Below are 18,676 nucleotides of genomic sequence, written 5' to 3'. Positions count from 1 at the left end.
TCGGTCTTCAGCAGAGAGGTGGCGATAGCAGTGAGTCATAGCAACACCGTACCTGATGGGTCACGTGTTGCACTTGGTCATTGAGACCGCCATCTTTCAATAGTCGATGAAGTTTCAGGTTCGTTCATCCTCAAGCTAGGCGAGCAGGTATGGCGGACGAAATTCGGCTGGCCAATCTTGTGTTCAGCCTAAAATCTAATAAGGCCATTAAGGTTGCTCCGGGCCGATGGCCCTCCGCCGGAGGCCCTTGTCAGGGCGCCTCTTATGGCTGGCGTTATACATAGAAGGGTCGGTGCCTCCGCATATAGTGCTGATCCTCGCCAACTGTCCGCTCGACGGGTTGAATCCACCACTCCTGCCACCATCTTCCAGAGACAAGCCGACGCAATGTCGTCACTCGGTTAACCGTTTCACCACATTCCATGGGAGGCTCCTATGCCCTTTGCACCGTCCAGCATGCACGTCGAAAGCCCCGCCTTTGCGCCGAACGGGGCGATGCCCAGGCGCCATTCGGCGGAGGGCGAGGATCTGTCCCCGGCCCTGAGCTGGAAGGACGCGCCGGCGGGTACCCAGGGCTTTGCGGTGATCTGCCACGACCCGGATGCGCCGCTGGTCAAGGATGGCAGCTATGGCTATGTGCACTGGCTGCTCTACAACCTGCCGGCGGACGTCACCTCACTGGAGGAGGGCACGACGCTGGGTACCGCGGGTGTCAACGATGGCGGCGCCATCGGCTACGGCGGCCCCATGCCGCCGGAAGGCCACGGGATGCACCAGTACTATTTCTGGGTGCTGGCGCTGGATACCCTCACTGAGCTGCCCGAGGGGCTGACGCAGCCGGAGCTGCTCGCCAAGCTGGAGCCGCATATTCTCGGCATGAGTCGGTTGGTCGGCACGTACCGTCGCGATTGAGCCACTTCTGACGGCTGACACCGCCTCACACTGAACACGGCGCCTTCCCTCGGAAGGCGCCGTGTTTCGTTTGGGATTGGAGCCCGTTTCCAATCTGTCGGAATAATGGGCGCCGGGGGCAAGGCGAAGCGAGGGTCCTTTGCCATGGATGGCAAAGGTAGCGCCCAAGGATGGGTTTACAGCGCCCTCGCCAAGCCTTGTCGCCGGAAAAGCCCATATCGCCTATCTGTTGTGGAAGGAGCTCTAATCGGCTTCTCGCCAGTGTCTCGTTGCCTGCCGGCTGGCGGCGTCGAGCGGGCGTTTGCCACCCCTCTTGCGGTGCAAAAGGCTGACTATACTGGCAAAGGACGGGGGGGCGTCGACTACGCTGAATATGAGGCTCCAGCGATGGAGCGTTCAATGGCAATCGAGGAGGTGTGGCATGCTCACTCATGTGTGGGGACTGCTGTCCCATCCCAGCCGCGAATGGCGGCAGATTCACGACGAACGCGAGACCATTACCCATCTCTACGGCCACCACGTGCTGATCATGGCGCTGGTTCCCGTGATCTGCGCGTTCATAGGCACCACCCAGGTGGGCTGGGACTTCGGCGGTGGCCACACCATCCAGCTCAACTACCTGGATGCCTTTTCCGCGGGGGTTGCCTTCTATCTGGCGATACTGATCGCCGTGGGGTTCATGGGGGTGGTCATCCACTGGCTGGCGCGTCGCTACCCCAACCGGCCGAGCCGGCGGCGCTGTATCATCTTCGCCGGCTATGTCGCCACGCCGATGTTCCTCGGCGGCGTGGTGGCCCTCTATCCGCTGGTCTGGCTGTGCGCGCTCGCCGTGATCGTCGGGCTCTGCTACAGCGCCTACCTGCTCTACGTCGGCATTCCCACCTTCCTCGACATCAGCCGCGAGGAGGGCTTCATCGTCACCGGCTCCACGCTGGGCATCGGCGTGCTGGTGCTGGAGGCGCTGCTGGGGGTCACCGTGCTGCTGTGGGGCTACGGCGCCCAGCTGCTGGGTATCCAGCTCTGAAATCGGGCTGACGGGACGCCCTGACGTCGGTCAGGGCGCGCCCAGCAGTGCCAGCAGGTCCGAGGCGGGGCGCGATTCGAGCGTCTCGACCGTCTCGTGAAGGGCCCGCGCCCGCCGCTCGCCGAGGACCGGATCGGCAAGCGCGTGGAACTTGGCGGTGAGTTCCGCATCCTCGAGCGGGTTGGTGGGGTTGCCGCGAGCCTCGCAGGGCTCGCTCTCCAGGACCCGACCATCGCTCAGCAATAGACGCGCGCTGGCCCATCGCTCGGCCGGAAAGCGGGCGTTGAAGATGTCGCTTTCCTCGATATATATCCGTGAAGCCAGGTCGTGAACCTGCGGCGACTCGAGCGCCGCGGTGATGCCGTGCACATCCACGGTACCGAAGCAGACGGCGCAGGCCACCGACCAGGGCAGGCTGTACTGGGCCTGTTCGGTGTTGGCCGGGTGGGGCGTATGCAGTCGCCGCGCCTCGTGGAAGGTGCGAATCTCGATGCGTTCGATGGCGGAAGGCTCGATGGCGCCCAGGCCGAGCACGGCCTCCACGGCCGGCTGCGCCCAGCGGCACACCGGGTAGGCCTTGAAGTACTGCTCGAACAGGTACCAGCGCCGGCCGAGGTCCTCCCACAGTGACGCGACATCGCCCGCCTGAAGCGTCACCGCCGGCGCGCCGGTGAAGGCGTCCCCGGCGAGCAGGGCGGCACTGATGCCGGTCATCGCGCCCCAGCCGGAGCCGTCCTTGAGCATCGTGGGGTGCTCGATGCAGCGCATCATCTGGCTGCGCGGGCCGTAGAACTCGGCGATGCCCAGCGCCTCGCCGAGCGTGGCGCGATCCTGCCCCAGCAGGCGCGAGGCCACCGCGGCGACCCCCAGGGCGTTCCAGGCGCCGGAGGTGTGGTAGTCACCCGCCGTGGCGTGCAGGGCGATGCCGGCGCGGGTGGCCACCTCGTAGCCCAGGGCCAGCCAGCCCAGCAGTGCCCTGCCACTGAGCGATTCCACCTCGGGCAGGGCCAGCAGGCCTGGCAGCAGGGCGACCCCGGCATGGCCCTTGGTGAGCACCTGGCCGTCGTGGGCATCCAGCGCGTCGATCAGCCAGCCGCCGTGGAGCGCCACCCCCGTCGGCGAGGCCCGCCCCCCGGCGAACAGCAGCGGTCGCTCGCCGCCGTGCTGCGTGGTGACGAAGCGTTCGGCGAGGGTGGCCAGCGGCGTGCGCGTGGCGCCGGCGGCGACGCCGAGCAGGTCCAGCAGGCAGCGCCGGGCCTGGGCGTAATGCGTGTCGGGCAGGGTTTCCGGGTCGAAGGCGTGAATCCAGTCGAGCGGCGTGGCGGTGGTCATGGTGGGCAGTATCCCGAATCGCGGGTCAGCGGTAGCCGTCCATCAGTTGACGGACCAGCGGCGTGTCGGCATCGCGCAGCGTGGGCAGTTCGAAGCGCGCGCGGGCGATGGCGGTGCGTGAAATCTCGGCGACGATCAGCTGCTCGCCCGCGTCGGCGGCGGCCAGCAGGTCGCCGCGGGGCCCCAGGATGCGCGAGCCGCCCCAGAAATGGCTGTCGCCTTCCGCACCGTAGCGGTTGGCCATGATCACCGGCGTGCCGTAGGTCATGGCGTAGAAGCGCACGTTGAGCACCCAGTTGTCCTCGTTGGAGAAGGACTCGCTGACGATGCCCGAGGCGGAGTTGATCGGCGCGCAGAGCACCGTGGGGCGGGCCAGCAGGGCGGCGTGGACCAGTGCCGGGTTCCACAGGTCGGCGCAGATCAGTGGCGTGGCGGTCCAGCCGGGGCGAATCGTGGTGTGGGTCAGCGATTCGCCGTGGGCGAACCACTTGCCTTCTTCCAGCCCGCCGTAGGTGGGCAGGTTCAGCTTGCGATGCACCGCGGTGACGCGGCCGTGCTGGAGGATCGCCAGGGCGTTGTAGTATTCGCCGGGGCTGGCCTCCTCGACGAAGCCGACGATGACCTGCATCTCGCTGGCGGCCTCGGCGAGGCGGGCGAGTCGCGGGTCCTCCCGGGGGAACGCCACCTCGACCACCCGCGGGCCCAGGCCGTAGCCGGTCAGCGAGAGCTCGGGAAAGACCAGCAGCTCCAGCCCCTGGCGGTGCGCCTGGGCGATGAGCTCGTGATGGTGGGCCAGGTTGGCGTCGACGTCGCCGAGTTCGGTGTTGATCTGCGCCGCGCCGACCTTGAGCGTGTCCTGATAGTGCATGCGATCTCCTGTGTCCGAAAAGGCGCATGGCCGCCCGAAGGCGGCCATGCCGTTGCTGCCGGACGTGTTTTACAGCAGATCGTGCGTCTCGAGGAAGCCCTGGGCGACGTTCTCGATGCTCTTCTTGTCGACGTCGACGCTGGCGTTCAGCGAGGCCATGGTGTCGTCGTCGAGCAGGCTGGAGAGCCTGGCCATCTGCTCGTCGAGCTTGGGATTGGCCTCGAGCGTTTCCTGGCGTACCACCGGGGTCAGCGAGTAGGCCGGGAAGAAGTTCTTGTCGTCTTCCAGCACCCGGAAGTTGAAGGCCGGGATGCGGCCGTCGGTGGCGAAGACCAGCGAGACGTCGACCTGGCCGTCACGCAGGGCCGGGTAGGTCAGGCCGGAGTCCATGCGCTTGACGTTGGGGCGTCCGAAACGGAAGCCGTAGGCCTGCTGCAGCGGGCGCAGGCCGTCCTCGCGGGCGTAGAACTCGGCGTTGGAGGCGAAGGTCAGCTTCTCGCCGTCGTTGACGGCCTTGGCCAGGTCGGAGATGGTGGCGATGCCGCGCTTCTCGGCATCCTTCTCGCGCATGGCCAGGGCGTAGGTGTTGTTGGCGTTCGACGGCTCGAGCCAGACCAGCCCCTTCTTGGCGTCGAGCTCCTTGACCTTCTGGTAGGTCTCCTCGGCGGAGAGACCCTTGGCGGACTTGTCGTTGTAGTTGATCAGCGAGGTGCCGGTGTACTCCCAGTAGAGGTCGATCTGGCCGTTTTCCTGGGCCTGGCGCAGCACCGCGGAGCCCATGCCGGCACGCTTGTCGACATCGTAGCCCAGCCCCTTGAGGTACTGGGTGGTCATGCTGGTGAGAATCTGCTGCTCGGTGAAGTTCTTGCCGCCGACGACGATTTCCTCGGCCTGGGCGGTGGCGGCGATGCCGGCGCTCAGGATCAGGCCGGCGAGGGTTGCGGTCAGTGTGCGAATCATGGGCTTGTTTCTCCTTGCACTTGTTGTGTGACTTGCAGTGTGGGAGCCGTTCAGGCTCGTGACGGATTGACGCCGCGCGGCACGACGAGGAAGGCGATGGTGGCCACCAGTGCGTCCACGATCACCGCGAGCAGCGCGGTGGGAATGGCCCCGGCCAGCATCATCACCGTGTCGTAGAGGTCGATGCCGGTGAAGATCAGTTCCCCGAGCCCGCCGGCGCCGATCAAAAAGGCCAGCGGCACGGTACCCACGTTGATGGCCAGCGCGGTGCGGATACCGGCGAAGATCACGTACAGGGCGTTGGGCAGCTCGACCCGGAACAGCCGCTGCGCCGGCGACATGCCCAGCCCGGCCGCGGCTTCCATCAGCGCCGGCGACACGCCCTTCAGGCCGACATAGGTGTTGCGGGTGATCGGCAGCAGGGTCGCCACGGTCAGCCCGAACACGGCCGGTACCGTGCCGATGCCCAGAAAGCTCATCGACAGCGCCAGCACCGCCAGGGTGGGGATGGTGGTACCGACGTTGAGGACCTGCATCAGCGATTCCGCGAAGCGCGCCATGCTCGGCCGCGAGAGCACGATGCCCAGCGGCACGGCGATGGCGATGGCCAGGCTGCCCGACACGGCGGTCAGGAACAGGTGCTGGACCGCCAGATAGCGCACATCGGGCAGGTAATAGAGGAAATCCTCGATGACGCCGCTGCGCTGGGCCCAGACCCCGGCCGCGAAGAGCAGGATGGCGAGTACCCAGCGCCCGGCGCTTTTCAGCGAGCGAATCGGCATGCCGTTACTCCTTGGTCTCGGGTTGCGAACGCAACGGGGCGCTGTCCTCCGGCCGCGAACGGTAGCGGGAACCCAGGTGATGGGTCATCGCACGCTGCGTGATGTGCCCGCAGACCCGACCGCGCGCATCGACGCAGGGCAGCCAGGTGGTGTCGTTGGCGAACATCAGCGAGGCGACCTTGCGCAGGTCGTCGTCGAGCTGGGCCACCGGCGGGGCGGTCTGGTAATGGTCCCGGCAGTAGCCGCGGGTGGTGCGGGCGACCGAGCGGGTGATCATGCCGGCGGGCTCGCCACGGTCGTTGACCATCAGGATCGCGTTCTGGTAGCCGAAGTCGTCGATGCGGCTCAGGGCGGTCTCCAGGGTGTCGTCCGGCTTGACCGAGCCCATCTCGTCGGAGAACACCTCGCGCACCTTGACCAGGTTGAGGCGCTTGAGCGCGCGATCCTCGCCGAGGAACGACTCGACGAAGCCGTTGCGCGGCGCGGAGAGCAGGTCGTCGGGGGCGGAGTACTGGACCAGCTTGCCCTCGCGGAAGATGGCGATGCGATCGCCCATCTTGATCGCCTCGTCGATGTCGTGGCTGACGAACATGATGGTCTTCTTGAGTTCCGCCTGCATCTTCAGGAACTCGTCCTGGATCACCGCCCGGTTGATCGGGTCGATGGCGCCGAACGGCTCGTCCATCAGCATCACGGGCGGATCCGCGGCCAGCGCCCGGGCGACGCCGATGCGCTGCTGCTGGCCGCCGGACAGCTCGCTGGGGTAGCGCTTGAGGAAGGCCTCGGCGTCCATGGCGATCATGTCCATCAGCTCGCGGGCCCGCTTCTTGTAGGCGGCGCGGTCCCAGCCCAGCAGGCGCGGCACCACCGTGATGTTCTCCTCGATGGTCATGTTGGGGAACAGGCCGATCTGCTGGATCACGTAGCCGATGTTGCGGCGCAGGTCCTGGGTGTTCATGCCGGTGGTGTCCTCGCCATCGAGAAACACCTTGCCCGAGGTCGCCCGGACGATGCGGTTGATCATCTTCAGGGTGGTGGTCTTGCCGCAGCCGGAGGGGCCGAGAAGGATGCAGATCTCGCCCCGAGGCACTTCCATGTTGATGTGGTCGGCAGCGGTCACCGCGCCCTTGGGGGTGTCGAAGACCTTGGTCAGGCTGTCGAGTCGTATCATGGAAAAACCTTGGTCGGAATCAGATTGGCGCCTTCAGGCGGCGGCGACGTCACGCTCCATGCCACGCGGCGTGAGGCGCTTCTGCAGCGCCAGCAGGGCGTAGTCGACGATGATGGCCAGCAGGCTCACGGCCACCGCGCCGACGATCAGCTGGCGCGGATCGGACTGCGAGATACCGCGGCTGATCAGCGTGCCCAGGCCGCCGGCGCCGATGTAGGCGGCGATGGCCATCACGCCGATGTTCAGCACCACGGCGGTGCGCACGCCGGCCATGATTACCGGTACCGCCAGCGGAATTTCCACCATGCGCAGCCGCTGGTTCTGGCTCATGCCGATGCCGCGGGCGGCCTCGCGCAGCGCGGGATTGACGTTGTTGATCGCGGTGTAGGTATTGCGAATGATCGGTAGCTGCGAGTAGAGCAGCACGGCGATCACCGCCGGCACGTAGCCGATGCCGTAACCGAAGATCGATAGCAGCGGAATCATGACCCCGAACAGCGCGATCGAGGGGATCGTGACGATGATCGAGGCCAGATACAGCACGCCCCTGGCCAGGCGTTCGTTCTTGGTGATGGCGATGCCGATGGGCACCCCGGTCAGGGTGGCGATTCCCACGGCAACGCCGACCAGGCTGATGTGCTCCAGGGTCAGTTGCCCCAGCAGCCCGGCGTTGTCGAGAACGTAGCGAAACAGTTCCAAGCGATGTCTCCTCCATTCGCGTGGACGTCATGGATGGCCGGCACCGGCGGCGGTCGCCGATGCTGCCGAAAAGCGTCCAGCAGGGATGATAACCCGGCTTTGCGTCGAAACCGCGTTAGCTTAACAGAGGGGTATAGCGATTTTTTCTGTTAATGGATGAGTAATCAAAATTCAGATTATTGATGATCGTGATTCGCCGTTGTGGTGCGCTTTTCCTTGGGCGACAGCCTCGATGGCGTTGAAAGGACAGGTCAGGCAGGGCAGGGCGCGACGGCTTTCACCGGTGCAGGGGCAGGGACAGGGAGGGGCGGGACGAAAAGCCCCCGTCTCGGCACGGGGGCAAGGGGAGGGTCAGTCGGCCTGCGGTGATGTGGCTTCCGAGGAGCGGCTGGACACGATGGCAAAGCCGGCCAGCGCCATGGCGATGGAGATCAGCGGCACGCTGTAGTTGAGCACCGCGTAGGGGGCGTAGCTCCAGGCGCTGACGCCCAGCGCACTGTAGACGAAGATCGCGTCGGTGCTCCAGGGAACCAGCGCCGAGGTGACGGTACCGCCGTCCTCCAGCGCGCGGGACAGGTTCTTGGGGTGCAGCCCCTTGTCACGGAAGGCCCCGGCATACAGCCGGCCCGGAATGATGATCGAGATGTACTGCTCGGCGGTGACCACGTTGGTCAGGAAGGAGGAGCCGACGGTGACCGCGCACAGGGCACGACCGCTTCGGGCCAGCGCGACGACGCCGCCGACCAGGGCATTGAGCATGCCGGTGCGTTCCATGATGCCGCCGAAGATCATGGCGATGATCGCCAGCGAGATGGTGTACATCATCGCATCCAGCCCCCCCTGGCTGAGCAGCTTGTCGACGCCGGCATTGCCGGTGTGGGCCACATAGCCGCTCTGCAGCAGGTTGAACAGCGAGGCCACGTCGCCGCCCTGCACGAACAGGTAGGCCAGGCTGCCCAGCACGATGCCGACGATCAGGGTGGGGACGGCCGGTACGCGGGCGAGCGCTAGTGCCGGAACCGCCAGTGGAATCAGGAACAGCCAGGGCGAGATCACGCTGTTGGCCTGCAGGCTGCCGATCACGGCGGCGATGGCCTGGTCGAGCTCGGCGCCCTGATGGCCGCCGGCCATGGCCGCGAACACCACCAGGGCGATGATCAGCCCGGGCACCGTGGTGTACAGCATGTGGCGGATGTGGGCGAAGATATCCGTGCCGGCGATGCCCGAGGCGAGGATGGTGGTATCGGACAGCGGCGACATCTTGTCGCCGAAGAACGCGCCGGAGACGATGGCCCCGGCCAGCGCCGCCGGCGACAGCCCCATGCTGGTGCCGGCGGCCATGCCGGCCACGCCCAGGGTGCCGATGGTCGACCAGGAGCTGCCCATCATCAGCGTGCTGACGGCGCACAGCAGCATCAGTGTGGGCAGGAAGGCGCCCGGGGATAGGTACTCCAGGCCATAGTAGACCATGGTGCCGACCACGCCGCCGGCGACCCAGGCGCTGATCAGCAGCCCCACCAGCATCAGGATGACCACCGCCGGCAGGACCTTGGTGATGCCTTCGTAGATGTAGCCTTCGATGTCCTTCCAGCCATGGCCGTAACGCCAGGCGACCAGCCCGGCGACCACGGCGCCGATGAGCAGGGGAAGATGGGGGCTGCCGTCGAAGATGAGGATCGTCGTCATCATCGTGGCGATCATCACGGCGAAGGGCAGTAGGGCGGCAAGAAAGGGAACGGTTCGTCGGGATTCGGACATGGACAGGGTTCAGGGCAATGGTGAAAGTGGAAAGCCCGCCGGGCGCGAGGTCCGGCGGGCAGGGGTAACGCCGAAGGCGTGTTCGGTTCAGGAACGTGGGTCAGGCACGGCGATAAGCCTGGGGCAGTTCGGCGAGTAGACCGCGCCCCCCGGCGAGTGTCAGGGCGAGGTCATTGAGCGCGTCCCAGACGGGCAGCGGCAGGCCGCCCTTGATCGCCTGGTCTATGCGCTGGGCGAACAGCAGCAGCTTGTGCAGCCGGCGATGGGGCAGGCGCTGCAGCGCCTGCTGGTAGTTGGGACGGCGCTTCTCGGGAATCATCGGCCGCTGCGCCTTGCAGGCGTGCTCGAGGCTCTGGCCCTGGTCGAGATGCTGCTGCAGGGAGAGCAGGGTGCGCATCTCGCGGGTCAGCGCCCACAGCACGACCGGTGCCTCGATGCCCTCGCCGCGCAGGCCGGCGATGATGCGCACCGCGCGTTCGCGTTCGCCACGCAGGCAGGCGTCGGTCAGCGTGAAGACGTCGTAACGGGCATTGTCCTCGACACCGCCGGCGATGGCGCCGGCATCCAGCCGGGCGCCGGGCGGGTACAGCAGGGCGAGCTTCTGTAGTTCCTGATCGGCGGCCAGCAGGTTGCCTTCGGTGCGTTCGCCGAGCAGCCGGGCGGCGTCCATGTCGAGCTGCAGGCCGTGCAGGGTGGCGCGATCGCGCAGCCAGAAGCCCAGGCGCGAGTGGTCCACCGGCCATACCGGCACGAACAGCCCCAGCGCATCGAGCGCCTTGAACCACTTGCTTTGTTGCTGGCGCCGGTCGAGCCGGCCCGCGGTGACCAGCAGGATATTGTCGCTGCCCTTGGCCTGGGCGGCATAGGCCTCCAGCGTCTTGCCACCTTCCTGGCCGGGCGCCTGGTCGCCCAGACGCAACTCGATCAGCTTGCTGGTGGCGAACAGCGACAGGCTGGCGGCGGATTCGGTAAGCCGCCCCCACTGGAAGCCGTTCTCGACGTGCAGAACCTCGCGCTCCTCGATGCCCTGCTCGCGGGCGACCCGGCGCACCGTGTCGCAGGCATCGCGGTGCAGCAATGGCTCGTCGCCGGCGACGATGATCACCGGCGGCAGGCGTTTGGCCAGCGCCTCGGGCAGCTTGTCGGGAAAGACCTTCATGGCGCGTCGGCGAGGCTCTGCAGGCGATCGATCAGGCGGCGTGCCGCTTCCTGGCGCAGCGACTGCACGGCCTGCTCGCGGCGATCATCGCGCGCCAGCAGGTCGCTGGTGCCCGCCTCGTAGGTGGTCGACACCGTCAGGGTCTGGCGCTCGATGCGATAGGCGTCGTCGCGCTGGCGCTGGACCGAGAAGGGCACGCCGAGCTGCAGCTCGAGGGTCCGGCTGCCGGCGTTGTTGGCCGTCAGCTCGATTTCCTTGAGCTGCTCGTCCCCCAGGTTGAGGCGCCAGGGAGCCTGATCGCGCACTGCCACGCCGGCACCCTGCAGCGCCTGTCGCACCGCATCGGCAAGCGGCCCCGGCGGGGTATCCAGGGCCAGGCTGTCGAGCCCGGCCAGGCTATTGCCCCGGCCACGCAGCTGGAACCCGCAGCCGGCCAGCGTGCCGGCCGCCACGAGCGCCGCGCTCGTACGCAGGGCGCGATTCAGGAAGGTGCGACGCTTCATTCAGGCCTCCTAGCGACCGTACGCTGTCAATTGGCGACGATGTTGACCAGCTTGCCGGGGACGACGATCACCTTGCGTACCGTCTTGCCCTCGATATGGCGCTGGACGTTCTCGCTGGCCATGGCCTCGGCCTCGACGGCGTCCTTGGCGGCGTCGGGGGCGACCTCGATGCGGGCGCGCAGCTTGCCGTTGACCTGCACGGCCAGCTCGACGCTGTCCTTGACCAGGGCGCTCTCGTCGACGGCGGGCCAGCGGGCATCGATTGCCGGCTCGTCATGACCCAGCGACTTCCAGAGTGCGTGGCAGGCGTGCGGTGTGATCGGCGCGAGCAGCAGCACGCAGGCTTCCACGGCCTCGCGGGTGACCGCCAGGCCCTGCGGGCTGTCGGCACTGGTTTCGTTCTGGAAGCGGCCCAGCGCATTGGTCAGCTCCATCACCGCGGCGATCGCGGTGTTGAAGGTGGTGCGCCGGCCGATGTCGTCGCTGGCCTTGGCGATGGTCTCGTGGGTCTTGCGACGCAGGGCCTTCTGGGCGTCGTCGAGTGCGGCGACGTCGAGTGCCGCCGGGGTACCGGCGTTGACGTGATCGGCGACCAGCTTCCAGAGACGCTTGAGGAAGCGGTGGGCACCTTCGACGCCGGCGTCGGACCACTCCAGCGACTGCTCGGGCGGCGCGGCGAACATCATGAACAGCCGTACGGTATCGGCCCCGAAGCGGTCGATCATCGCCTGCGGGTCGACGCCGTTGTTCTTCGACTTGGACATCTTCTCGATGCCGCCCATCGCCACCGGCTGGCCGTCGCCACGGTAGACGGCGCTGACCGGGCGACCCTTGTCGTCGCGCTGCACGTCGACATCGGCGGGGTTGAACCAGTCCTTGCCGCCGTCCGGTGTCTCGCGGTAGAAGGTCTCGGCGATCACCATGCCCTGTGTGAGCAGGCGCTGGAAGGGTTCATCGCTCTTCACCAGGCCGAAGTCGCGCATCAGCTTGTGGAAGAAGCGCGCGTAGAGCAGGTGCAGGATGGCGTGCTCGATGCCGCCGATGTAGAGATCCACCGGCAGCCAGTAGTCGGCACGCTCGTCGAGCATCGCTTCGGGGTTGTCGGCGCAGGCGAAGCGCGCGTAGTACCAGCTCGACTCCATGAAGGTGTCGAAGGTGTCGGTCTCGCGGGTCCAGCCGTCGCCCAGGTCATAGAAGGCCGGCATCTTCTTGAGCGGCGAGCCGGTGGCGTCGACCTCCACTTCCATGGGCAGGGCGACCGGCAGCTCGTCGTCGGTGAGCGGCACCGTCTCGCCCTCGGGGCCGTACTTGATGGGGATCGGTGCGCCCCAGTAGCGCTGGCGGGCCACGCCCCAGTCACGCAGGCGGAAGTTAATCCTGACCTCGCCACGGCCCTCGGCCTGGAGCCGGTCGGCGATCGCCTGGAAGGCGGCGTCGAAGTCGAGTCCGTCGAACTCGCCGGAGTTGATCAGCCGGCCGTGTTCGGTATAGGCCGCGACGGAAAGGTCCGGCGCGTTGCCATCGGCATCGGCGATCACCGCTTCGATGGGCAGGCCGTACTTGGTGGCGAACTCCCAGTCGCGCTGGTCGTGGCCGGGCACCGCCATCACGGCGCCGGTGCCGTACTCCATGAGCACGAAATTGGCGACATAGACGGGCACTTCGCGGCCGGTCAGCGGGTGGATCGCCTTGTAGCCGGTGTCGCGACCACGCTTTTCCATGGTCGCCAGGTCGGCTTCGGAGGTGCCGCCGCGGGCACACTCTTCGAGGAAGGCGGTCATGTCCGGATCGCCCTCGGCGGCCTGGCGGGCCAACGGATGCCCGGCGGCCACCGCCACGTAGGTCACGCCCATCAGGGTGTCGGGGCGCGTGGTGTAGACCTCCAGCGGCTCGTCACGACCGGCCACGTCGAAGGTCAGTTCCACGCCGCGCGACTTGCCGATCCAGTTGCGCTGCATGGTCTTGACCTGGTCGGGCCAGTCGACGTGTTCGAGATCGGCCAGCAGTTCCTCGGCGTAGTCGGTGATCTTCAAGAACCACAGCGGGATCTCCTTGCGCTCGACCAGGGCACCGCTGCGCCAGCCGCGACCGTCGATCACCTGCTCGTTGGCCAGCACGGTGTTGTCGACCGGGTCCCAGTTGACGGTGGACATCTTCTTGTAGACCAGGCCCTTCTCCACCAGCTTGGTGAAGAACCACTGCTCCCAGCGGTAGTATTCGACGTCGCAGGTGGCGAACTCGCGGCCCCAGTCATAGGCGAAGCCCAGCGCCTTGAGCTGGCTGCGCATGTAGTCGATGTTCTGGTAGGTCCAGTCACCCGGCGGCACACGGTTCTTGATGGCGGCATTTTCCGCCGGCATGCCGAAGGCATCCCAGCCCATGGGCTGCAGGACGTTCCTGCCCTGCATGCGCTGGTAGCGCGAGACCACGTCACCGATGGTGTAGTTGCGCACATGCCCCATGTGCAGCTTGCCGCTGGGATAGGGGAACATCGACAGGCAGTAGAATTTTTCGCGGTTGGCGTCTTCCACGGCCTTGAAGCATTCATTCTTTTCCCAGTACTGCTGGGCGGCTGACTCGGTGGCGTGAGGCTGATACTGAGTGTCCATCGTCTGCGCGGTGCACCTTGCGTTGGGGCTTCGGTTCATCGGCGCGCTCGGCTCGACCCGGCCGGGGAGCGTGACGCGTGCCGGAGACAACACCCTGCCGTACACTGTATTGGAAAGGTACAGGGGCAGGTGTGAAAATCGTCGTGGTGGCCCAAGGATACCCTAGACGTGACGTGGCAGGTAGGGGCCGGCCGGGCAGCCCCGCCGGCTGCCGCCCCGCCCCGGCGTCGATACCCAGCGAGGAGAAACAGCACTATGAGTGACGACCAGCAGCACGACCGCCGCCTGAATGCCGCCTACGAGCGTGTGCTCGAGCGGTTGCGCGACGGCGCCGATGACCTGTCCTGGGACACGCTGCAGAAGGAGCTCGACGAGGCGGTGGAGTTCGAGGCCGAGGTCGAGACGTTCACCAAGGACGAGATGGCCCTGCTGCGTGCCTGGGTGGAGCGCGACCTCAAGGACCTGCGCCGCTATCTGGCGGCCGGCGGTGCCGGTGTGGCCAGCTGGCTGGGGATCGATCTGGACGTGCTGTCACGCAAGGTGACCGATGCGCTGTTCTCCATCGCCGATCGCAGCGTGGTGGAACGCGAACGCTTCGAGGACGATCTCGAGGCGGCCCGGGCCGATTACGTCGCGGGGGAACTGGCCGCGCCCGGGCGCATGGCCTGCGTGCACTGCGGCGAAACGGTGGTGCTGGACTCGGTCACCCGCCTGGAGCCCTGCCACGCCTGCGGGCACCGCTACTTCACGCGTTCGCCCAGCGACGAGACGCCCTCCGCGGCTTCCTGAGGCCGCGGAGGCGGCCGTCATGACGAGCGGGCGGCAGTGGCTCGCCGGCGGCCCGGGCGCTTGAGCCCGGGCAGCCACAGCAGGGCGGCCAGCAGCCAGGCGGGCCAGCTGCCGGTGCGGGTGAAGGGCGTCTCGCCCTGCATCGCCTGTACCGTGCCGGTGACCGTGGTGGTCTCGAACTGGGGTGCCCGTGACACGATCCGGCCCCGCGGGTCGATGATCGCAGTCACGCCGTTGCTGGTGGCGCGCAGTACGTAGCGGCCGTTCTCCAGCGCCCGCAGGCGCGCCATCTGCACATGCTGGAGCGGGCCGATCGAACCGCCGAACCAGGTGTCGTTGGACACCGTGAGCAGTACATCGGCATCGCGGGCGCGGCGGGCGACCAGGTCCGGATAGATGATCTCGTAGCAGATCGCCGTGCCGATGGCGAGCCCGGCGGCGTGCAGGGGCGGCTGGTCGCTGGCGCCGGCCGAGAAGTCCGACATGGGCAGGTCGAAGAAGGCGATGATGCCGCGCAGCAGGCCTTCCAGTGGCAGGTATTCGCCGAACGGCACCAGATGCTCCTTGCGATAGCCCCCCTGAGTGTTCCCCAACCCGATCACCGCGTTGTAGTAGCCGCCGTCGTCGCGCTCGACGATGCCGGTCAGCAGGGCGCTGTCCGGCGGCAGCGTCGCCTGCAGGCGTTCGAGGAAGGGACGGGCCTGGCGCTCGAACATCGGCAGGGCGGTTTCCGGCCAGACGACCAGGTCGGCGTCGTCGGCCACCTCACGGGTCAGCCGCGCATAGGTGTTGGCGGCGTTGCGCTGTCCCTCGGCGCTCCACTTCATCAGCTGCGGCAGGTTGCCCTGCAGCAGTGCGACCGTCACCGGCTGGCCGGAGCTCGTCGTCCACTGGGTGGGCAGCAGCAGCGGCACGCCCCACAGCGCGACGAGCGGTGCCAGGGTCCACCAGCGCCGACGCAGCAGCTCCACGCCCAGCGTGCCAGTCAGGGCGGTGATCAGCGACAGCAGGAAGACGCCGCCGACCGGGGCCAGCGCCGCCAGCGGCGAGTCGACGTGAGCGCTGCCCAGCAGCAACCAGGGAAAGCCGGTGAACAGGTAGGTGCGCAGCACCTCGCTGGCGACCCACAGCCCGGCGAAGCTCAGGCAGGCCAGGCGGCGTCCGGTTACGTGGCGGTAGAGCCAGAAGGGGACGGCGTAGAACAGCGCCAAGGTCACGGCGAACAGGGCGGTGAGGAACACGGCCAGCGCCACGCCGGTATAGCCGTAGTCGTGAATCGAGACGTAGATCCACGAGGTGCCCGAGGCGAATAGGCCGAACCCGTAGCACCAGCCGCGCAGCGCGGCCTGCCGGGGCGTCAGGTCGTGAAAGCCCACATAGACCAGGCCCACGGCGACCGGGCCGAGCCACCAGAGATGAAAGGGCGCGAAGGTGAGAGTGGTGAGCACGCCGGCCAGCAGCGCGGCGAGAAGGCCCATCCACGGGCGTTGTTCGGTTGGCATGGGGCACTCCTTGTCGGAACGGTGCCCCTTATACCAGACCCGGCGAGGATCTCGAAGCGTGCCGGGGTCAGCCCTCGACCGGCTCGTCGGCGAGCAGCGCGAGGGGTTCGGCCTGCAGCAGGCGAATGCGCCGGTTGTCGGCGCCGAGTACGGTGAAGCGCCAGCCGCCCAGGTCGGCATGCTCGCCGCGCCGAGGCAGGTAGCCGAAGCACTGCATGACCAGGCCGCCGACGGTGTCGAACTCGTCGTCGGAAAACGTGGTGTCGAAGCGGTCGTTGAAGTCGTCGATGGGCGTCAGGGCGCGGATCGCGAAGGAGCCGTCACCCATGTCGCGGATGTCGTCTTCCTCGTCGGTGTCGTGCTCGTCCTCGATGTCGCCGACGATCTGCTCGAGGATGTCCTCGATGGTGATGATGCCCGCGGTGCCGCCGTACTCGTCCACCACCACCGCCATGTGGTTGTGGGTGTCGCGGAATTCCTTGAGCAGGCTGTTGAGGCGCTTGGACTCGGGGATGAACATCGCCGGGCGCAGCACCTCGCGCAGGGCCAGGCGCATGCGCTCGCTGTCGTTGACCTGCAGCAGCGGCAGCAGGTCCTTGACCAGCAGGATGCCGAGCACCTCGTCGAGGTTCTCGCCGACCACCGGGTAGCGGGAGTGGCCGGTCTCGAAGATCACCGGCAGGTAGTCTTCCGGGGGCTGGTCGATGCCGATGGCGGTGACCTGAGAGCGCGGGATCATCACTTCCCGGGTCTGCTGGTCGCTGATCTGGAAGGCGCCCTCGATGATCGTCAGGGCATCCTGGTCGAGGCGCAGGCGGGCGGCGGCCTCACGGAGAAACACCAGCAGTTCGTCGCGGGAACTGGGCTCGTCGGCATCGCTGGAAAAGGCGCTGAACAACTTCTCGAGCCAGGACTTGCCGCCCTGGCTGCTCGATCGGTCTTCGCTCATGCGTCGGGTCTCGTGTCCTCGCTGCGGCACTCGTCGGCGTCGAGCGCGTAGGGGTCGGGAATCGCGAAGTCGGCGAGGATGCGGCGCTCGAGCGCCTCCATCTCCTCCGCCTCGGCTTCATCTATATGATCGTGGCCGAGCAAATGCAAGGTGCCGTGCACCACCATGTGCGCGTAATGGTGCTCGAGCGCCTTGCCCTGGTCGCGGGCCTCGCGCTCGACCACGTCGTGGCAGATCACCAGGTCGCCGAGCAGCGGCAGGTCGAGGCCGGCAGGGGCCTCGAAGGGGAACGACAGCACGTTGGTCGGGCGATCCTTGCCGCGATAGTCGCGGTTGAGGGCCTGGCTCTCGGCCTCCTCGACGAAGCGCACGGTCAATTCCGGCGGCTCGTGGGGTGCGTCAAGGTCGTGGTGGCGGCGATGGTGCGCGAGCGCCGCGGCGGTCCAGGCCTGCAGCTGATCCGCCTCGGGCAGGCCGTCGGCGCGGACCGCCACCTGCCGGTCGATGACCGGCGGCGGCAGGCGGCTCATGCGTCGCCTCCCGCGGTGCTGCCGCCTGCAGCGGCCTCGCTGTCCCGGGCCTCCTGGCGCGCCTGTTCGCGGGCCTCGCGCCGGGCGCGCTCCTCGGCCTCCTGCTCGGCCTCGAAGACGTCGTAGGCCTCGATGATGCGCTGCACCAGCGGGTGGCGTACCACGTCCTTGGCGTCGAAGTGGGTCATGCCGATGCCGGACACATCCTGCAGGATCCGGGTGACATGGATCAGCCCGGACTTCTGGCCGCGGGGCAGGTCGACCTGGGTGATGTCGCCGGTGATCACCGCCGTGGAGCCGAAGCCGATGCGGGTCAGGAACATCTTCATCTGCTCGCGGGTGGTGTTCTGGCTCTCGTCGAGGATGATGAAGGCGTTGTTGAGGGTCCGGCCGCGCATGTAGGCCAGCGGCGCGATCTCGATCACCTGGCGCTCGATGAGCTTGGCGACCTGCTCGAAGCCGATCATCTCGTAGAGGGCGTCATACAGCGGGCGCAGGTAGGGGTCGATCTTCTGCGCCAGGTCGCCGGGCAGGAAACCGAGCTTCTCGCCGGCCTCGACGGCGGGGCGGACCAGCAGGATGCGACGGACTTCCTGCTGGTTGAGCGCCTCGACGGCGGCGGCCACGGCCAGGTAGGTCTTGCCGGTGCCCGCCGGGCCGATGCCGAAGTTGATGTCGTGGGCACGGATGCTGGCGACGTAGCTCTGCTGGTTGAGGCCGCGCGGCTTGATCAGGCTGCGCGGCGTGCGGATCACCACCTCGGCGTTGTCATCGCCGCCTTCCTCTTCCTCGAGGGCCTCGACCCCGGATTCCTGCAGGAACAGGTGGACGGTATCGGGCTCGAGCTGGCTGGATTCGGTTTCCCGGTAGAGGTGCTCGACGACATTGGCGGCGGCCTTGACCCGCGGGCCGGGCCCGGCGAGCTGGAAGGTGTTGCCGCGGTTGCGCAGCGTGACCCCCAGCCGCGACTCGACCAGCTTGAGATGCTCGTCGCGCTGGCCGCAGAGATTGGCCAGACGCATCGGGTCGTTGGGTTCCAGGGTCAGGGTGATGACGCGATTTGCCGGAGTGCTTTGTTGGCTCAAGAACAGGAAATCCGTGCGTGATGGGTGAGAGGGTCAGCTTACTG

17 protein-coding genes are annotated in these 18,676 nt (G+C 67.2%); 3 read left to right on the top strand and 14 right to left on the bottom strand.

The features are described 5' to 3' along the window. The first annotated feature begins 435 nt into the window (after positions 1-435). Together G7A98_RS14960 and G7A98_RS14955 are read left to right on the top strand one after the other, a co-directional pair. A complete protein-coding gene (locus tag G7A98_RS14960; protein WP_163650482.1) occupies positions 436-912 on the top strand; it encodes a YbhB/YbcL family Raf kinase inhibitor-like protein in 477 nt (158 codons plus the stop codon). A 421-nt stretch (positions 913-1,333) separates the two neighbouring features. Further along, a complete protein-coding gene (locus G7A98_RS14955) occupies positions 1,334-1,936 on the top strand; it encodes a Yip1 family protein (RefSeq protein WP_163650481.1) in 603 nt (200 codons plus the stop codon). Positions 1,937-1,966: 30 nt separating this feature from the next. Here G7A98_RS14955 and G7A98_RS14950 read toward each other — a convergent pair whose 3' ends face one another. From G7A98_RS14950 to leuS, 10 genes are all read right to left on the bottom strand, one after another. Further along, positions 1,967-3,268 (bottom strand): MmgE/PrpD family protein, encoded by a 1,302-nt coding sequence (locus tag G7A98_RS14950; RefSeq protein WP_163650480.1) that lies wholly within the window; start codon positions 3,266-3,268, stop codon positions 1,967-1,969. A gap of 25 nt (positions 3,269-3,293) precedes the next feature. Further along, positions 3,294-4,136: a nitrilase-related carbon-nitrogen hydrolase gene (locus tag G7A98_RS14945; protein WP_163650479.1), complete on the bottom strand. Its 843-nt coding sequence runs from the start codon at positions 4,134-4,136 to the stop codon at positions 3,294-3,296. 69 nt (positions 4,137-4,205) lie between these two features. Further along, positions 4,206-5,096: a glycine betaine ABC transporter substrate-binding protein gene (locus G7A98_RS14940; protein ID WP_163650478.1), complete on the bottom strand. Its 891-nt coding sequence runs from the start codon at positions 5,094-5,096 to the stop codon at positions 4,206-4,208. A gap of 50 nt (positions 5,097-5,146) precedes the next feature. After that, complete coding sequence (locus G7A98_RS14935; protein WP_163650477.1) at positions 5,147-5,878, bottom strand: ABC transporter permease; 732 nt, start codon at positions 5,876-5,878, stop codon at positions 5,147-5,149. A 4-nt stretch (positions 5,879-5,882) separates the two neighbouring features. After that, a complete protein-coding gene (locus G7A98_RS14930) occupies positions 5,883-7,049 on the bottom strand; it encodes an ABC transporter ATP-binding protein (RefSeq protein ID WP_163650476.1) in 1,167 nt (388 codons plus the stop codon). Between the two features lie 33 nt (positions 7,050-7,082). Then, positions 7,083-7,748 carry an ABC transporter permease gene (locus G7A98_RS14925; RefSeq protein WP_163650475.1) on the bottom strand — a complete coding sequence of 222 codons (666 nt, stop codon included), beginning with the start codon at positions 7,746-7,748 and terminating at the stop codon, positions 7,083-7,085. A gap of 351 nt (positions 7,749-8,099) precedes the next feature. Then, complete coding sequence (gene nhaC, locus G7A98_RS14920) at positions 8,100-9,506, bottom strand: Na+/H+ antiporter NhaC (protein ID WP_163650474.1); 1,407 nt, start codon at positions 9,504-9,506, stop codon at positions 8,100-8,102. 100 nt (positions 9,507-9,606) lie between these two features. Further along, positions 9,607-10,665, bottom strand: a complete 1,059-nt coding sequence (gene holA / locus G7A98_RS14915; protein ID WP_163650473.1) for a DNA polymerase III subunit delta — start codon at positions 10,663-10,665, stop codon at positions 9,607-9,609. Then, a complete protein-coding gene (gene lptE / locus G7A98_RS14910) occupies positions 10,662-11,168 on the bottom strand; it encodes an LPS assembly lipoprotein LptE (RefSeq protein ID WP_163650472.1) in 507 nt (168 codons plus the stop codon). Before lptE ends, holA begins: the two co-directional genes overlap by 4 nt. 26 nt (positions 11,169-11,194) lie before the next feature. Next, the gene (gene leuS / locus G7A98_RS14905; RefSeq protein WP_163650471.1) at positions 11,195-13,777 is read right to left on the bottom strand and encodes a leucine--tRNA ligase; all 2,583 of its coding nucleotides are present in this window, start codon (positions 13,775-13,777) and stop codon (positions 11,195-11,197) included. 255 nt (positions 13,778-14,032) lie between these two features. Between leuS and G7A98_RS14900 the strand changes: the two genes are divergently transcribed. Next, the gene (locus G7A98_RS14900; RefSeq protein WP_163650470.1) at positions 14,033-14,566 is read left to right on the top strand and encodes a zinc ribbon-containing protein; all 534 of its coding nucleotides are present in this window, start codon (positions 14,033-14,035) and stop codon (positions 14,564-14,566) included. Positions 14,567-14,583: 17 nt separating this feature from the next. Here the strand turns inward: G7A98_RS14900 and lnt are convergent, their stop codons facing one another. The 4 genes from lnt to G7A98_RS14880 all read right to left on the bottom strand — a co-directional run bounded on the left by lnt (position 14,584) and on the right by G7A98_RS14880 (position 18,632). Then, positions 14,584-16,068, bottom strand: coding sequence for an apolipoprotein N-acyltransferase (lnt, locus tag G7A98_RS14895; protein WP_163650469.1), 1,485 nt, complete (start codon positions 16,066-16,068; stop codon positions 14,584-14,586). 67 nt (positions 16,069-16,135) lie between these two features. Beyond that, the gene (locus G7A98_RS14890; protein ID WP_163650468.1) at positions 16,136-17,017 is read right to left on the bottom strand and encodes a transporter associated domain-containing protein; all 882 of its coding nucleotides are present in this window, start codon (positions 17,015-17,017) and stop codon (positions 16,136-16,138) included. Continuing rightward, positions 17,014-17,547, bottom strand: a complete 534-nt coding sequence (gene ybeY / locus G7A98_RS14885) for an rRNA maturation RNase YbeY (RefSeq protein WP_163650467.1) — start codon at positions 17,545-17,547, stop codon at positions 17,014-17,016. The genes G7A98_RS14890 and ybeY overlap by 4 nt, the downstream gene beginning before the upstream one ends. Next, positions 17,544-18,632, bottom strand: a complete 1,089-nt coding sequence (locus G7A98_RS14880) for a PhoH family protein (RefSeq protein WP_163650466.1) — start codon at positions 18,630-18,632, stop codon at positions 17,544-17,546. Before G7A98_RS14880 ends, ybeY begins: the two co-directional genes overlap by 4 nt. Positions 18,633-18,676 lie beyond the last annotated feature (44 nt).

Source organism: Modicisalibacter sp. 'Wilcox', assembly GCF_010993675.1.
GTDB lineage: Bacteria > Pseudomonadota > Gammaproteobacteria > Pseudomonadales > Halomonadaceae > Modicisalibacter > Modicisalibacter tunisiensis.
The sequence above is the reverse complement of the archived record's forward strand: the minus strand, read 5'-3'. Positions and strand labels throughout refer to the sequence as shown.

Coding starts and splice junctions, on each gene's coding strand:
- nhaC (WP_163650474.1), bottom strand. CDS start 9,506: ATGTCCGAATCCCGACGAACCGTTCCCTTTCTTGCCGCCCTACTGCCC.
- lnt (WP_163650469.1), bottom strand. CDS start 16,068: ATGCCAACCGAACAACGCCCGTGGATGGGCCTTCTCGCCGCGCTGCTG.
- G7A98_RS14940 (WP_163650478.1), bottom strand. CDS start 5,096: ATGATTCGCACACTGACCGCAACCCTCGCCGGCCTGATCCTGAGCGCC.
- G7A98_RS14950 (WP_163650480.1), bottom strand. CDS start 3,268: ATGACCACCGCCACGCCGCTCGACTGGATTCACGCCTTCGACCCGGAA.
- holA (WP_163650473.1), bottom strand. CDS start 10,665: ATGAAGGTCTTTCCCGACAAGCTGCCCGAGGCGCTGGCCAAACGCCTG.
- G7A98_RS14955 (WP_163650481.1), top strand. CDS start 1,334: ATGCTCACTCATGTGTGGGGACTGCTGTCCCATCCCAGCCGCGAATGG.
- G7A98_RS14930 (WP_163650476.1), bottom strand. CDS start 7,049: ATGATACGACTCGACAGCCTGACCAAGGTCTTCGACACCCCCAAGGGC.
- G7A98_RS14900 (WP_163650470.1), top strand. CDS start 14,033: ATGAGTGACGACCAGCAGCACGACCGCCGCCTGAATGCCGCCTACGAG.
- G7A98_RS14960 (WP_163650482.1), top strand. CDS start 436: ATGCCCTTTGCACCGTCCAGCATGCACGTCGAAAGCCCCGCCTTTGCG.
- G7A98_RS14890 (WP_163650468.1), bottom strand. CDS start 17,017: ATGAGCGAAGACCGATCGAGCAGCCAGGGCGGCAAGTCCTGGCTCGAG.
- leuS (WP_163650471.1), bottom strand. CDS start 13,777: ATGGACACTCAGTATCAGCCTCACGCCACCGAGTCAGCCGCCCAGCAG.
- G7A98_RS14935 (WP_163650477.1), bottom strand. CDS start 5,878: ATGCCGATTCGCTCGCTGAAAAGCGCCGGGCGCTGGGTACTCGCCATC.
- ybeY (WP_163650467.1), bottom strand. CDS start 17,547: ATGAGCCGCCTGCCGCCGCCGGTCATCGACCGGCAGGTGGCGGTCCGC.
- lptE (WP_163650472.1), bottom strand. CDS start 11,168: ATGAAGCGTCGCACCTTCCTGAATCGCGCCCTGCGTACGAGCGCGGCG.
- G7A98_RS14945 (WP_163650479.1), bottom strand. CDS start 4,136: ATGCACTATCAGGACACGCTCAAGGTCGGCGCGGCGCAGATCAACACC.